This window comes from Roseibium sp. JB4-4, from assembly GCF_055693425.1.
Map to the genome: position 1 here is coordinate 1365415 of NZ_CM146333.1, position 14031 is coordinate 1379445.

Annotated in this window: 13 protein-coding genes and 1 pseudogene; 3 read left to right on the top strand and 11 right to left on the bottom strand. The window is 55.4% G+C overall.

Features of this window, described 5'->3' with window-relative positions:
• Window positions 1–14: 14 nt before the first annotated feature.
• The 7 genes from ACZ1HV_RS06330 to fliK form a co-directional block, all read right to left on the bottom strand.
• Entirely contained in the window at window positions 15–479 is a 465-nt protein-coding gene (locus tag ACZ1HV_RS06330; RefSeq protein ID WP_298816088.1) for a GNAT family N-acetyltransferase, read from the bottom strand.
• A 47-nt stretch (window positions 480–526) separates the two neighbouring features.
• Window positions 527–2068 carry an ArnT family glycosyltransferase gene (locus ACZ1HV_RS06335; RefSeq protein ID WP_472717627.1) on the bottom strand — a complete coding sequence of 514 codons (1542 nt, stop codon included), beginning with the start codon at window positions 2066–2068 and terminating at the stop codon, window positions 527–529.
• 64 nt (window positions 2069–2132) lie between these two features.
• Window positions 2133–2753, bottom strand: coding sequence for a LysE family translocator (locus tag ACZ1HV_RS06340; protein ID WP_298816084.1), 621 nt, complete (start codon window positions 2751–2753; stop codon window positions 2133–2135).
• 91 nt (window positions 2754–2844) lie between these two features.
• Window positions 2845–3240 carry a GFA family protein gene (locus tag ACZ1HV_RS06345; protein ID WP_298816082.1) on the bottom strand — a complete coding sequence of 132 codons (396 nt, stop codon included), beginning with the start codon at window positions 3238–3240 and terminating at the stop codon, window positions 2845–2847.
• Between the two features lie 3 nt (window positions 3241–3243).
• On the bottom strand, window positions 3244–4725 hold the full coding sequence (gatB, locus tag ACZ1HV_RS06350) for an Asp-tRNA(Asn)/Glu-tRNA(Gln) amidotransferase subunit GatB (RefSeq protein ID WP_298816080.1): 1482 nt from the start codon (window positions 4723–4725) through the stop codon (window positions 3244–3246).
• Window positions 4726–4911: 186 nt separating this feature from the next.
• A complete protein-coding gene (locus tag ACZ1HV_RS06355) occupies window positions 4912–5205 on the bottom strand; it encodes an EscU/YscU/HrcU family type III secretion system export apparatus switch protein (protein ID WP_298958202.1) in 294 nt (97 codons plus the stop codon).
• A 13-nt stretch (window positions 5206–5218) separates the two neighbouring features.
• Window positions 5219–7588, bottom strand: coding sequence for a flagellar hook-length control protein FliK (gene fliK, locus ACZ1HV_RS06360; protein ID WP_472717628.1), 2370 nt, complete (start codon window positions 7586–7588; stop codon window positions 5219–5221).
• 224 nt (window positions 7589–7812) lie between these two features.
• Between fliK and ACZ1HV_RS06365 the strand changes: the two genes are divergently transcribed.
• Window positions 7813–8055, top strand: coding sequence for a DUF6455 family protein (locus ACZ1HV_RS06365; RefSeq protein ID WP_298816339.1), 243 nt, complete (start codon window positions 7813–7815; stop codon window positions 8053–8055).
• Window positions 8056–8062: 7 nt separating this feature from the next.
• Here ACZ1HV_RS06365 and ACZ1HV_RS06370 read toward each other — a convergent pair whose 3' ends face one another.
• On the bottom strand, window positions 8063–8365 hold the full coding sequence (locus ACZ1HV_RS06370; protein WP_298816073.1) for a phosphatidylglycerophosphatase: 303 nt from the start codon (window positions 8363–8365) through the stop codon (window positions 8063–8065).
• A 252-nt stretch (window positions 8366–8617) separates the two neighbouring features.
• Between ACZ1HV_RS06370 and ACZ1HV_RS06375 the strand changes: the two genes are divergently transcribed.
• The gene (locus ACZ1HV_RS06375) at window positions 8618–9211 is read left to right on the top strand and encodes a hypothetical protein (RefSeq protein ID WP_298816071.1); all 594 of its coding nucleotides are present in this window, start codon (window positions 8618–8620) and stop codon (window positions 9209–9211) included.
• On the opposite strand, the gene ACZ1HV_RS06380 is transcribed toward ACZ1HV_RS06375, so the two are convergent.
• Window positions 9119–10174, bottom strand: coding sequence for a nucleotidyltransferase domain-containing protein (locus ACZ1HV_RS06380; protein ID WP_472717629.1), 1056 nt, complete (start codon window positions 10172–10174; stop codon window positions 9119–9121). The genes ACZ1HV_RS06375 and ACZ1HV_RS06380 overlap by 93 nt on opposite strands.
• Window positions 10175–11057: 883 nt before the next feature.
• Between ACZ1HV_RS06380 and ACZ1HV_RS06385 the strand changes: the two are divergent.
• Window positions 11058–11314, top strand: a pseudogene (locus ACZ1HV_RS06385) (YjhX family toxin).
• Between the two features lie 78 nt (window positions 11315–11392).
• On the opposite strand, the gene ACZ1HV_RS06390 reads toward ACZ1HV_RS06385, so the two are convergent.
• Together ACZ1HV_RS06390 and soxR are read right to left on the bottom strand one after the other, a co-directional pair.
• On the bottom strand, window positions 11393–13291 hold the full coding sequence (locus ACZ1HV_RS06390) for a PhoX family protein (protein ID WP_472717630.1): 1899 nt from the start codon (window positions 13289–13291) through the stop codon (window positions 11393–11395).
• Between the two features lie 207 nt (window positions 13292–13498).
• Window positions 13499–14005, bottom strand: a complete 507-nt coding sequence (soxR, locus tag ACZ1HV_RS06395; protein ID WP_298816045.1) for a redox-sensitive transcriptional activator SoxR — start codon at window positions 14003–14005, stop codon at window positions 13499–13501.
• Window positions 14006–14031: the final 26 nt, after the last annotated feature.

The window sequence follows — 14031 nt, forward strand, 5'->3', positions numbered from 1 at the left end:
CTTTGTGAGCGGCCTCACATCATCATTTTCTTGTAACCGAGGTGGCTCTGGTCGTAGCCGAGCTGACGGTAGAAATGATGAGAGCCTTCACGCTCCTTGTTGGAGGTCAGCTGAATGATGCAGGCATCCACCGAGCGCGCCAGGTCCTCCGCATGTTTCATCATGGTGCGGCCAACGCCTTTGCCACGCTGATCGGCGCGCACATGAACGCTTTCCAATTCCACGCGTGGCCGACCCTTGAAGGCAATGCCTTTCAGGAAATGGATTTGATAGGTTCCGACAACCGCACCAGCCTCATCCAATGCCACGTAGATGTCGCACTCGGGTGCGTCCCTTAAAGCATCAAAGGCAGAGCGATAGTTTTGCCATTCTCCAAATTCCTTGTTCTTGCGAACGGAAGTCGCTCCGGCATTGATGATCTCGACAATCTCCATCAAGTGATCAGGAGACGCTTTTTCAATTTGGATCGTGGAGCTCATACTGATTTCTCTGTCCAGGGCATGTTTCAGTTGGTCGTAGCAGGTCACTATCTGCAAATCGGCTGATCCGGGTCCAATTCAGCAACGCCCCACCAGGTTGTTCTCCAACCCTGACGCTTCCAAAGATGAGGCCAATTGCCGGTCAAATAGCGCGCTGACTTCGGATCCGCCGCATCCCAATAGGCGTTTTTGCTGAAACGGTCCTGGGCAGGCAACTCCGGCTCCCGGTCACCTTCCTCCCAGATATAGAAACACTTTCCGCGCGGCGGCACCCGCGCCGGTATGGCTTTGGTGACAATTCTCGCATCAGGGAAAAGCACTCTCATGTTGCCGCCCGTATATCCGTCGTCTGCAATCAAGGTCGCTTCAGCTGCACCCAATTCAGAGAGCGGCGCCTGCAGATCTGCATATGGCTTCATGTGCCGGCACTTGCCGCCGCACCAGAACTTGTCGGGCGCGATGAGGCCTGGAACACGGGCGAGAAACGCAATAGCCACCACGGCCAGCATGACAACAGCAAGCCAGCGCCAACGGCTTTTGAATTCAAAACGCTCCAGGTCGGCAAACAGATAGATCGGCAACAGCAGCAACAGCGGATGCATGTGCCGCTCTTTGACATAGGTCGCCCCGGTCACCACGATCAGCAAAGCTGTAAGGACGATCATCACCAGCACAGTCCGCCCGCACAGGCGTGCGACCGCGTTGAGTGAAGCTCCGTCAGGCTGAATACGCCGCAGATACCTCGGCCAGAACAACAAGATCAGAAGCGGGACAAGCGGCACGGAAAACCCGACAAGTCCGAAGGCGAGTTTTCCCAACCCTTCGCCTGCCCTCGCAATATGCGGCGTTTGTGCGGTTACCCCCATGGTGTCGGATACGGAGGCGAGCAACTTCAAGCCTTCGCTCAAGATCCAGAGAGCATAGGGGCTGTAGACAAATGCCGCAGCGACCGGCACCAGACACAAGCCAGCCCAACGGAACCGTCCGCGCCAATGGGCGTCGCTTAACGCGGCAAGAACAAGGGCAAGGGCGAATAGCGGATAGGAATGCTTACCCAAAAGCCCGGCACCGGCAACTGCTCCGAACAGCAGGTAAAAGGCCAGCTTTTCAGATTCCAGCGCCTTCAGAAAAAAGAAGGCGCTTGCCGCGCAAGCTGTTGTCAGAACGACAGTGTGGGTCACACCCTCATGAAGGTTCCAGCCAAATTGATAGTAAAGCGAATAGGAAAATGCGCAGAGCGCGGCCAATCTCGGATCAAAGAGCGCTTTGCGCGCGATCAGAAACAAGAACAACGCCGCTAGTGATATCAGTCCATACTTGATGAACAGCGCGGCCCAGATTGTCGGTCCGAAAACCTGTTGTGCCGACCACAAAAGCCATTCGTAAAGTGGTGGCTGGCGTAGCATGTAGCCGGGCTCAAGCGTCTGAACCAGCACGTTCTCGAACATATCGTCCGTTCCGAGAACCGGTGTCGACAGCGCGCGCAACAGCAGGTGTGACAAGCCCCAGAGAGCCACGATAGCCCACACGCCCACGGGTGTGGCATAGAATGGCGCCTTAGAAGAGCTGTTGTCGAAACTAGCGGTCATGCGGCTCAGCGGTTTGATCAAGACTGTCAGCCGTTTAGCCTATTGAGACTTGGTTGCCTAGCGATCAGCCGCGATAGGTCGCCAGCTTGAAGGCAGCAAAGGTGAAAAACACGCCGAGCCCAGCTTCAATCACACGGCGTGAGCGACGATAAAGCGTAACGACCGGCTGCGTGGAGAAGGTGACAGCATATGCCAGATGAGCCAGAACGGACATGATCGTACAGCTAACGATGAGCACGAACCCGACCCAGAGTGGCGCGTTCGGTCCCAGACCGACGCCAACAATCGCGATCCAGTGCAGGGCTGCTTTGGGGTTGGTCATCTGAATGGCCAGTCCTTGCAACAGGAGCCGGTCACCTCTGGCTGCTTTGACGGCGATGTGACCGTTTCTACTGGCGGCAGAACGGAACGCTTTGAAAGCAAGCCAGATCAGGTAGGCAGCGCCCAGAATTTTCAGAACGGTGATCGCATAGGCAAAGGCGGCAATCAGCGCGGTAAGGCCAGCAACGGTGAGTGTTGCCCAGATGCCGGACCCCAGACCAACGCCCAGCGCCAAACGGGCACCCGACCGGCGCCCACGTTCCATGGACGTGCCGATGATGGCGAGAATGTTGGGGCCAATGCTCACAAAGCCAACGGCGAATATGCCAAGGGCCAGCAGCAGGCTCGAAAGATCCGCGTTCATCGAAGCTCCTGGAAATCGCGACAACCGGCAGAACTCAGGTGCCCTGCTTCAACTATCAAAGACAAAGGATATCAGGTGAAACCGTCAAAGCTCAATCCAGAAACGTCCAGGTTTCCGCCCCATCGAATTTGCGATGTCCGATGGCTTCGATTGTTCCGGGTTCTGCAAGGCGCAGGTTGACTGCCAGTCGGCCCAAGGCCTCACCCTTCACGGCTTCCCAATGTGTGGTCGAACCGCAAGTCCTGCAGGTGTGGAAAGCCAGTTCTTTCTCACCACGAAAATATCTGATTGTCGCTTCAGGGGCGGCGTGAATGGTGATTTCGGGCTCCTGCCCGTGCCCCCAAACTGTTCCAAGACTTCTGCAGATCGAACAGTTGCATTCAACCGCGTATCGAGGAACAGCGTTCATTTCAAAAGAGACGGCACCGCAGTGGCATGAACCGGTAATCGGCAATGCCACATTCGATTGCGGAGCATCTGTGGACATGGCTTATTCCAGACCGATTTTCTGCTTCAGCAGATCGTTCACTGCCTGCGGGTTGGCCTTGCCTTTCGAGGCTTTCATGACCTGGCCAACAAACCATCCTACGAGGTTCGGCTTTTCCTTGGCCTGTTCGACCTTGTCCGGGTTCGCGGCGAGGATTTCATCGACAATCGCTTCGATAGCGCCAAGGTCCGTAACCTGCTTCATGCCCCGATCTTCAACGATCTGTGCGGGATCACCGCCTTCTGTCCACACGATCTCGAACAGATCCTTGGCAATCTTGCCCGAAATCGTTCCGGCCTTGATCAGATCGACAATCCCGCCAAGCTGCGCGGCGGAAACGGGGCTTTCGGAAAGATCCTTGCCTTCCTTGTTCAGTCGGCCAAATAGCTCGTTGATCACCCAGTTGGCGGACAGTTTCGCATCGCGTCCCTTGGCAACGTCCTCGAAGAAATCAGCGGATGCCTTCTCGACGACAAGAATATCCGCATCATAGGCCGTGAGCCCGTAGTCAGCCACGAAACGGCTTTTTTTGTCATCCGGCAATTCCGGAAGGTGGCCTGCCAGTTCATCGACAAAGCCCTGGGTGAATTCCAGCGGCAGCAGATCCGGGTCCGGGAAATAGCGATAGTCATGCGCTTCCTCTTTGGAACGCATAGACCGCGTTTCACCCTTCACGGCATCAAACAGGCGTGTTTCCTGATCGATCTCGCCGCCGTCTTCCAGGATCGCGACCTGGCGGCGGGCTTCATATTCAATGGACTGACCAACAAATCGGATCGAGTTGACATTCTTGATTTCGCAGCGCGTACCGAATTCACCGCCTGGGCGGCGAACAGAAACGTTGACGTCAGCGCGCATGGAACCCTGGTCCATGTTGCCGTCGCAGGTGCCGAGATACCTCAAGATTGTGCGTAGCTTGGTTAGATAGGCCTTGGCTTCATCCGAGGAGCGCAGGTCGGGTTTGGACACGATCTCCATCAAAGCAACACCTGATCGGTTCAGATCGACGAAGGACATGGAGGGATGCTGATCGTGCAGCGACTTGCCGGCATCCTGTTCCAGATGAAGGCGCTCAACACCAATCTCGACTTGCTCTTCCGGCATGTCCAGCAGGACTTGCCCTTCGCCCACGATCGGCTGCTTGAACTGCGAGATCTGATAGCCTTGCGGCAAATCCGGATAAAAATAGTTTTTGCGATCAAAAACCGATTTCAGATTGATCTCGGCTTTCAAGCCAAGACCAGTGCGGACCGCCTGTCGCACGCACTCTTCGTTGATGACCGGCAACATGCCTGGCATGGCCGCGTCAACGAGGCTGACGTTGTTATTGGGATCCTTGCCGAATTCAGTAGAGGCACCGGAAAAAAGCTTGGCTTCGGACGTGACCTGGGCATGAACTTCCATGCCGATCACGATTTCCCAGTCGCCGGTCGCGCCCTTGATGAATTTCTTCGGATCGGGTGTGCGTACGTCGACAATCGTCATTTTCGTCAAGAATCCTGTTTTTCGGTTGCGCCCTTTGAAAGGCAGCCCGGAAGACTATGCTGCGGCGCGAATATGTAGCTGTCTTGTTGACCTAATCGGGAATTGCTTCTGCTGCAAGGTTTTCCTTGCTCCAGCCATGCGCTTTCGCACAGTCGGTCACGAGGTGAAGAGGAGACCCGTTGGACTTCAGGACGGTCCGGGTTCTTCAGGCGGGTTCTGCGCTTGCCCGGTGCGCATGATGAAGCCAATCATGACAGCGACCGCCTGATATAGTTCTATCGGAATTTCCTGGTCGATTTCTATCTGCGAGAGTGCCTCGGCCATCATCGGGTTTTCCTCAATGGGGATGCCTGCCTCCCGCGCGATCTGTTCAATTTGCTCGGCAACCGTTCCGGCACCCTTGGCCGTGACTATGGGCGCACCCTCATTTTCGTACTGGAGGGCAATTGCCAGCTTTTTATCTTTGCTCTGATCGCTCATCGGACAGCCATCCTCAAGACTGACGATCGATCAACGCGCCGTAGCGGGCAGCAGTTCTCGGCGGCAGTCCGCGGATAAGCCGGAATTCCTGAAGATCGAGCCCGGCATCGGCAAATGCGGCTTCCATGGTCTCCCGCAACGAATTCAGATTGTCGAAGGTCTCCTTGCGGTCAACCCACAAGCTGGCGTAGGTGCCGCCACCACGCAGACTGATCGCAGCCTCCAAAGGTCCGGTTGCAGTTAAATCCAGCGCAAATCGCAGCCGCCATGCCGGCTCATGGTCGTCTTCCTGGTGCGAACCATTTCCATCCCTGCCAATTTGCATCTGCATGATGGCCGTTTCCTGTCCCAGTGCGAGCGGCAGTTCCAGCACAACATCCATCGGGCGTGAAGCTGCCCTTGGTCCCTCCTCGCCTGCAAGGCCCGAATTGACCAGCTGGTTGAGCCGAAGCCGAGCGAGCGAGGCATCTGTATCCTTTAACAAGGCCTGCAAGTTCTGCGCAGCTGCACCAGCCCAAAACCCGCTTGCGGCTTGCGGTGCCTGCCCCTGCGGTGAACCGTGCCGCGCAGGCGGCGCCGCTTGTCCGGCAGGTCTGGAAATCTGCTCCTCCGCTCCCATAGATCGCAACAGCGACTTGAAGGACAAAAGTACTGATTTCAAATCAGGCAGAGGCATATTTCCACCGACGGATCTGGCCAGGCCAGCCTCATGAAACTGACCAGACTGGCTCACGGCCTGCTGCAAAGACTGCGCAGTCGGCGGTTGTCCCGCATTCAATCGCAAGCCCAAGATCTGTTGCATCGCCTTGACGACCGCATCCGGCATGGAAACTTTGCCCGCCGATTGCGCACTCATGAGACTGCCAATTTGCGCGAACAGTGCGCTGTAGCTGGCCTGTTGTTCCGTCAGCGGTTTTTGCAGTTGAGCAGCGGCCTGGACCACAGGCTGCTGAAAAACCCTTTGTTGAGTGGCAGCGGTCTGCCCTGCCGGTGATCCGACCGTCGCCGTAGCGTAGGCTTGCGATGCGGGCGTACGCGATGCTGCTGCTTTCGTATTGGTTCCAAGGCTGGTGCTTGTTGCCACCTGTGACGGGACTGAATTCGGATGGGCCGGCGCACGTCCTCCTGAGACGGGAGCAGAGGCGGACTGCGCGCGTGCAGGCACAGTTGGGCCAACCTGTCCCGATTGAGGCGTGTTGCTTGGCAAAGGCGACGCGGGTAGCACCCCTCCGGCACCTAATTTTGGCGCAGACGACAGACCCGAGTTTATCGCGGCGGAAGCGGTTTGAGTTTGTACCGTTTGACCGGTCAGTGTTTGTCGTGGTTCCACCACATTGGGGATAGGCACTCCTTGGTTGCCGGTGGCAGCCGGTTGGGACGGTGTCGCTTGTGTTCCCTGCCCACCTGGGTTTGCGCCTGCCGTCTGAACCTGCTGAGGGTTGGCCGACTGTTGACCTGTTGCCTGAGGTGCGCTCAAAGACTGTCGTGGCGCACCCATGACCTGTTCGGAACCGAATACCTGTGCAGGGCTTTGAGCACTGCCGGGTGCTGTGTTTACCGGTAGAGACGGCGGGGCAACCGTTGCCAACTGTCCGCTTGCCGGACCAGCCAATTGACCGGAAATCTGAACACTGGACCGGCCGCCAACCTGTAAAGAGCCCGGTGCCCCGGCACTGGGTGTGGGCGCGTTTACGGGATTTTGAGCTCCTGTCAATTGACCGGTGCCCGGAACCCGGGGCGATACCTGAAATGATGTGCCCGATTGCGTCGTTGTGAATTGCGAAGAGGTGCTGCCGCGAGGTTCCGCGCTTGGTAACGATCCAGATGCCGACATTGGCGGTTTCACACCGCTTTCTGAAGGTTGCAGCTGAAGCGGTGAAGAAATGGACGGACGAGTTCGAGGAGCGGTACTTTGCGCCAGTGGCGGTACACCGGGTCTCAACGCTGCGGAACCGGCTTCAGATTGGGGCGCAGGCGGCGCAACCGATTGCAGCATATGAGCCATTGTCGGAGCAGGTCGCAGCGCCGTTCCGATTGATACACCCGCCCCCTGAGCTGTCGGTGGTGCAGAGGCACCATTGCCCGGCGTCGTCGGCTGTTGTCCTGTAGAATTCGCAACCTGTCCGCCCTCCGGAAGGGTCGATATCTGGATCAAGGGTTGCTGACGGCTGCCGGAAACTGTGACTGTCACATCCGCACCAACAGGAAGCGGAGCCGGCACACGAAGGTCCAGTTTCGTTTCTGCCGTAGCCAAACGAACAACGCCCCCAGGCATGTTCTGCTCGACTTTGGCTTTCAGCTCGGTGCCTGGCTCCAGCCCTTTGGCAGATGATGAACCGCTTGCACCTTGTGGGAGCGTCTGCGCGCTCACCGTTTCAACCATCACACCATCTCCTGGTGTTGTGTGCCGAAAAGATTCTCAAGAGCTGATTATGGCCGCAAACAAGTTGCCTGCCCAGCCTTGATACGGATCAAGGCCTATGTGGCGGTGATCAGGCAGTGTTTGCCAACTTGCCGGTCTGCGCCTGCCACCGCCCGGCCTCAAGAACAATAAGCGGCAAATGTCCGCTACGAGTCCCGGCAGAAGGAGACAAAAGCGTGAACTGGATGGACCGTTTGAACGAACGCGCTGACCTGATGGGAAGAATGCTGGAAACCATCGGCGCTATGAAGAAGATACCCGCTGGCCCCCCGAGCGAAATTGCAATCCGGTCTGCTGCATTCCGATGTATCAATTGCTCGGAGACTGAAAAATGCAAAAACTGGCTGGATAAGCACACTGACGGTGCTGACAAAGCCCTGTCCGAATGCCCGAATGCGCATCTTTTCAACAGCTGGCTGGACGACTGAGTTCCGCTCAGCTCCTTTGACGATGCCTGCCGATCCAATAAGTGAGTGCACCGGCTAGGGCACCACCGACAAAGCGGAACGGAAACATGGCCAGCGCGCCGGCGTCCTGCGAGACCGGCAGCGGTATCTGAAGCATTCCGACTGCGGCCTCAAGTATCAAGGAGAGTGCTGCGGCGGCAAAACCAGCGATCCACAATTTGCCAGTGCGATCTGCGCGCCATCCAAGATACCCTCCAATCAGAAGTGCAAACGGATTAAGCAGGCCTGACAGACCGAGCAGGTCGAACCAAGTGTCTGATAGCATTGTCATGTGCTCCTCTTACTTCCGCCTGTCAAAAAAAGCGAGAGGCATCTCGTATACAAAGACCTTGGATTTCAAGCGAAAACTGGCAACACATTCATTCTTCAATGTTTCAGGCGTCTCAAGGCAAATATGGGCCGCCAAGATCACCCTTCGTCGAGTGCTTTGCTAAAGCCGTTCGTAACGAAGATTTCTAATTTGCTATTTGTTGGCGCAATTTTCTGAACAGATCTTATCCTTGCCGCAGAGCTGGTTAGTGTCATGTCCATGAATTGTTATTCATTATTTACATCAGTTGACGGAGAACCGACGTCGCGCGATCTGGAATTGCGCATTACAGATGATATGCGCCTTGTCTGGGGCAAGGACCCGGTCCGTGACGCGCGACCGCTTGCCGAGGTCATAGAAATCAGGCTCTGGGCGGAAAAGCCGAAGATCGCCGATCCTGCAGGCCGAGCCCTGATTAAGTTTACTGACGGCATGTCAGTAAAGGTCAGCGGGGCATTTGCGACCGGCGCACCCGACACGATCCGCGCTCGGACATATCTTGAATTCCTGCGTCACCTGCATCGTTGTCTGGCCCCGGGGCATAAAAGAAACATCCGGTTTTTGCGGGGGACCGCAAACGGTTCTCCAGCCAAAGGGTGGACGGTGTTCGCCGTCAGCGCTGGTATCGATGTCGCACTCTTTGTATTTCTCTGGATGAACATGCGAGCCGATGCACAATGGTTCGTGCGCCCCGGTCTTATCATTTTCGCGCTGTTAGGTCTGGTTGCCGCGGCAAGCTTTGGTCAGGCCACTTACGGACGAAGATACGATCCCGACAGGATTCCCACAGACCTTACTCCGTCGTGATTTGTTGAGTTTCACTCGGTTGAGCGAAGAACCTCTTTGTACACCAAACGCCGGTAAACACTGCCGAAAGGATCGAAGCAGGGATGGCGTCGTGTGCCCATTGAGATGATATGACCCGAGACCGCTAAACGAGGCGCTTATAAAAACTGAGCGACCTGCCGCGTAGCCCGGCCAAGCATTACAAAGCCGTTGTTGAGCGCGATTGTGCAAAACACCACTCATCCAACCCACGAATGCTTCGAGCCGTCCTGCAAAATACTCAGGCTCCGCTACGGGTTCCCGGGCCTGCTGAAAAAAATATTGCAGTTCGTCGCGATGATCTGGAAAAAGGCCCTGAAAGCGGGCGACATGCTCCTCAAGCGTGTCTGGCCAATCGATGTCCCGATCTTTCCTGAGGATATTGGTTGAACGTATCAATTTGCGCGAGGCCTCTCTCACGAGCCTGCCGTTGTTGGACGCCGGTCTAGAGACAAGGAGCAAGCGGTGATTTTTTCCCAGCACCTGTTCAAAATCGCCGTTCACCTCAAGGGCAAGCGACCGAGACGGCCGGAACAGCAGGATGTCTTCAGCCAGGTCCTCGCCTGCGATGCACCGACAATGCTGTTTGAGCCAATAACGCCACGCCAAACTTGCATCCGCCGACACAATGTCCTCAAGAAATCCGATACCGAAATCGACTTTACTTACAATGGGATTGGCAATCTCATAATTTCGCCTCTTGCTTTCGATTAGGTCACTGTCGTGCTTCGATGGCGCTTTGTTCAGGATCAATGTCAGATCCAGATCGGATCGACCCGCAACAGCCTTTCCAGTCGCAATACTTCCGTAGATATAGACGCTGTGGACTAACGTAAGGGTCTGGGGAGAAAACCTGTCCCGCACTTCTTGCAACAAAGAGTGGAAGTCTGTTTGGAAGGGCTGATCTCCCACCACACCAATATATCCATTCTGGTCAACACTCATCTGACAACGAACCTTCCGGTCCAACGCCGAGCTGAGTGTGCATGGTCATCAATGGCGTCTCGGAACCCACAGCATTTGCCTGTTATAGTTGCAATCATTTACGTGCCTCAAGTCAAGGCATCCATTACATCCCAACACACCTTATTCGGTGCTAGAAGACTTGATTCCGGGAGACTTCGAGGCAGAACCGAACAAAACTCAAATAGTCGCATGAACCCCGGACCAGATATTGGGCAAACTCCAACGTAAATTGCATTAGTAATCCATTTGGATCACCAAAGTGGAGCAAGTGGCAACTTTTCTAAACCAACACAGTGTGCTACCTTGAATATCCGGATTTTTACCGATCCCATGCAGATTTTCAGCTAGACAAGTTTGTTACCATGGCATTGCGCGCTACCGTCGACGCCGACGATCCCACTATTGACACCTTGGCTCAGTCTGACAAGCGGCTTGGCATTCGGTGCGACTATTGCGGTCGTTTTCGCTACTTGAAGATCTCAAAATTTTCCGGTTCTCAAAAGGTCTCCGATCTTAGCAGCGGTTTGACTTGCGCCAAATGCGGAGCGGCAGAAGTCAACGCAGTTGTCGTTTCCAGAGATCCAGAAAGCGGCTACTGGCCTGCCGAAAGCAGCTGATCTGATTGCTGATTTGCAACAGCTGCATCAAATCCGGCCCTTCTTTCAATTCCGACTTGAGCTCCTGATTGTCTTGAGCGGCATGGCGTGCTAGGCGCAAGCTTCCAATTGAGAGGTTTTATGCGCGGATTTTCAGAGTCCCGGTAATCCCCGGCTGATCTTTGCCGGGGTCATGCACACCAGCACTGCAGGCGTTTTGCGGCAGTGACTGACTAACTGCATCAAAATTCAGGCTTCTCACTTCAATGGACATTTCGAAAGCCGAGCAGCGGGTTCTTCACCTGCTGGCTCAAGGTGGCTGTATTCTCGTGGAAAGGACGAGCACGGTCATATTCTCAATCAGGAAACGGTTACGCGGGACGGATGGTATTGGGGCGGGTGCTCTTTGCGACTTTTCCGCAAACTCAAATACAAGCGCCTTATCGCATCCAAGAACAGTGGACCATATCGTATTACTCAGCTGGGTTTAAAGCGTGTCCGTTCACAACTGAACAATCGATAAGGAGAGTACCTCTGGTACGAGAAACAAAAGCGCGCCGGTTTCCGGCGCGCTTCTTTTTCACGCTGAGTTTGTCCGGCGCTAGCCGATCAGCGCATTGTCTGCACGCTTTACCGCGATGACGGACGAGCGAGCCAATTTGCCTTCACCGTCAGGGAACGGTGCTGCTGGGTGCTGCACGCCGACAAAGAGCGTACGCCGGTCGGCCGACCATGTAATTCCAGTGACTTCAGATCCATAAGGAACAGTCATGAAGCGCTCGATCTGGCCGGTAACCGGATCGCCAACCAGCATCTGGTTGTTGCCCATGCCGGCAAAGTCGCCCTCATTCTTGTAGTTTCCGTCAGTCTGTATCCACAAGAGACCGGAAGAGTCGAACATCATGCCGTCCGGCGAGTTGAACATGTTACCCGCGTTGACATTGTCCGAGCCGGCATATGGGGTTCCGGCATGGACATCCGGGTTCCCGGCCATAACATAAAGATCCCATTTGAATTTGGTATCTGCATGATCATCGTTTTCGGGATACCAACGGACGATCTGGCCGAAGTTGTTCTCCTCACGCGGGTTCGGACCGTTAACCGCGGTGTCGTCACCGCCGGCATTCGGCTTCACGCCCCTGTTCTTGTTGTTGGTCAGCGCGCAATACGCTTCAACGGCAACCGGATTGACGGCAACCCATTCAGGACGGTCCATTGTTGTCGCCCCCACCTTGGAAGCGGCCATCCGGGTGAAGACCGAGATTTCCTCAAGACTCATTTCGGTCGTTTCCGGGGTCAGGGCCATCCACTCGCCAGTTCCGTCATCTGCAAATTTGGCAACGTGCAGGACACCATCATCCAAAAGGCCGTCTGTCGGCACGCCCGGTGTGTAGGTGCCGTTGGAGACAAACTTGTAAAGAAACTCACCCCGCTCATCATCTCCCATATAGACGATGACCTGACCGTTGGGTGCCAGCGCACAAGCCGCATTTTCGTGTTTGAAACGTCCAAGCGCCGAGCGTTTTACAGGCGTTGATGCCGGATCAGAGGGATCAATTTCGACGATATAGCCAGCACGGCGCGGCTCGTTGATGTTTTTGGAAATGTCGAAGCGATCATCGAACTTCTCGTAGGAATAGCGGCTTTCCGCTGCAATACCATAACGTTTGAAGTCTTCGGGAAGCTCAATCTCAGGATCTGTGGACCCGAAATAGCCGTTGAAGTTTTCCTCGCAGGTCAGATAAGTGCCCCACGGCGTCTTGCCTGCACCGCAATTGTTGAAGGTTCCGAGAGACCGGGTTCCAGTCGGATCGGCCTCCGTCTTCAATAGATCATGACCAGCAGCCGGACCGGAAATCGCCATTTCCGTGTTGTGCGTGATGCGGCGGTTGAACGGGCTGTCGACGACCACGCGCCAGCCATTTTCGCCTTCTTCCACTTCCATTACGGTAACGCCTTGGAAGTTTTGAAGCATGCGGACATCTTCCGCCGTTTGCGGTGTGCCATCTTCGGTATGCGGCAGATTGATCTTCGGGTTCACATACTCGCTGTTCACCGCGATGATCTGCTTGTCGCCGATGGCAAAAAGCTCCATGCCATCAGTGTTTTCACCGAAAACCTTGTCAGAAGAACTGATCGGGACACCGGCTTCATGCGAGAAATCATGCGCGTCAGAAACGAGCTTGTCTCCCCATTTCACCAGAATGTCCCATGTGTAACCTTCAGGAACATGAACCGTGCTGTCGGTCGCAATGCCAACCGGGCTGAATGCGAAGCGTCCGGCATCCTGTGCCCTTGCGGAGGTGGAATTCATGAGGCTCGCACCAGTGCCAAGGCCCATGACGGCGGCGCCGGACCCGAATGCCACCAGGCCCCCGAGAAAACCGCGCCGAGAAAGACCGGATTCGACGACCTTGTCGAAATCTGTCGTTTCAGAGGTAGGACGAACCATTTCGTCCCATTCGTCCCAGGAAAGATCGTCCTTGTTGATATGATCCATAGTGGCTCTCCATCGGATGGCTAAAGTGAAACGCATCGTTGCGCACACCACGCATTAAATGGGTCCACGTGACAGAGCGATGACGGGCAGATGACAGATGGATTACAACGGTGATTTGGAGTTGTGGGACGCAGCATGGCCGCCCCTCAAAGCGTTGATAAGGCCAAAGAAATGTCTTTAGCCCGCCAGAGAAACACTGATGCCAAATTATTTTTTCTGCCGGCCGGGTCGGTTCAGGCCGGCGGCTCTCTCAATGACATCGGGATCAGGCAGATCTCCAAGGAGATAACGCGGTCCCCGGCCATGTCGGGACGCGGCATCACCGGCGTTGTAAAGCTGGCATGACTTCATCGACAGGCACCCACATCCGATACATGCATCCAACTTGTCCCTCAACGTCGTCATGCGCTCAATCCGATCATCCAGGTGCCGGCGAAAGTCCCTTCCGATACGTGTCCAATCTGCCTTTGTTGGCGCCCTGCCCTCTGGTAGCCGTTTCAGCTGACCAGCGATTTCTCCAATTGAAAAACCGAATTCCTGTGCAACCAGGACAAAGGACAGCCTTCGGATATCCGCGCGCAAGAATCGCCTTTGCCCACCTTCATTTCTCACGGGATGTACCAGTCCCTTTTCCTCGTAAAACCGGATCGCCGACACCGAGAGACCGGTTCTGCTCGCAAGTTCACCAATACTGAGAAGATCACTTCCTCGCATAACCCTATTCAATTTTTCTCTTTTCT

Bases quoted from the DNA above. Each gene is read 5' to 3' on its own strand.
- ACZ1HV_RS06330 (WP_298816088.1), bottom strand. From the start codon at position 479: ATGAGCTCCACGATCCAAATTGAAAAAGCGTCTCCTGATCACTTGATG.
- ACZ1HV_RS06375 (WP_298816071.1), top strand. From the start codon at position 8,618: ATGTCCATGAATTGTTATTCATTATTTACATCAGTTGACGGAGAACCG.
- ACZ1HV_RS06335 (WP_472717627.1), bottom strand. From the start codon at position 2,068: ATGACCGCTAGTTTCGACAACAGCTCTTCTAAGGCGCCATTCTATGCC.
- ACZ1HV_RS06370 (WP_298816073.1), bottom strand. From the start codon at position 8,365: ATGACAATGCTATCAGACACTTGGTTCGACCTGCTCGGTCTGTCAGGC.
- ACZ1HV_RS06340 (WP_298816084.1), bottom strand. From the start codon at position 2,753: ATGAACGCGGATCTTTCGAGCCTGCTGCTGGCCCTTGGCATATTCGCC.
- ACZ1HV_RS06365 (WP_298816339.1), top strand. From the start codon at position 7,813: ATGGACCGTTTGAACGAACGCGCTGACCTGATGGGAAGAATGCTGGAA.
- ACZ1HV_RS06380 (WP_472717629.1), bottom strand. From the start codon at position 10,174: ATGAGTGTTGACCAGAATGGATATATTGGTGTGGTGGGAGATCAGCCC.
- ACZ1HV_RS06345 (WP_298816082.1), bottom strand. From the start codon at position 3,240: ATGTCCACAGATGCTCCGCAATCGAATGTGGCATTGCCGATTACCGGT.
- ACZ1HV_RS06355 (WP_298958202.1), bottom strand. From the start codon at position 5,205: ATGAGCGATCAGAGCAAAGATAAAAAGCTGGCAATTGCCCTCCAGTAC.
- fliK (WP_472717628.1), bottom strand. From the start codon at position 7,588: ATGGTTGAAACGGTGAGCGCGCAGACGCTCCCACAAGGTGCAAGCGGT.
- soxR (WP_298816045.1), bottom strand. From the start codon at position 14,005: ATGCGAGGAAGTGATCTTCTCAGTATTGGTGAACTTGCGAGCAGAACC.
- gatB (WP_298816080.1), bottom strand. From the start codon at position 4,725: ATGACGATTGTCGACGTACGCACACCCGATCCGAAGAAATTCATCAAG.
- ACZ1HV_RS06390 (WP_472717630.1), bottom strand. From the start codon at position 13,291: ATGGATCATATCAACAAGGACGATCTTTCCTGGGACGAATGGGACGAA.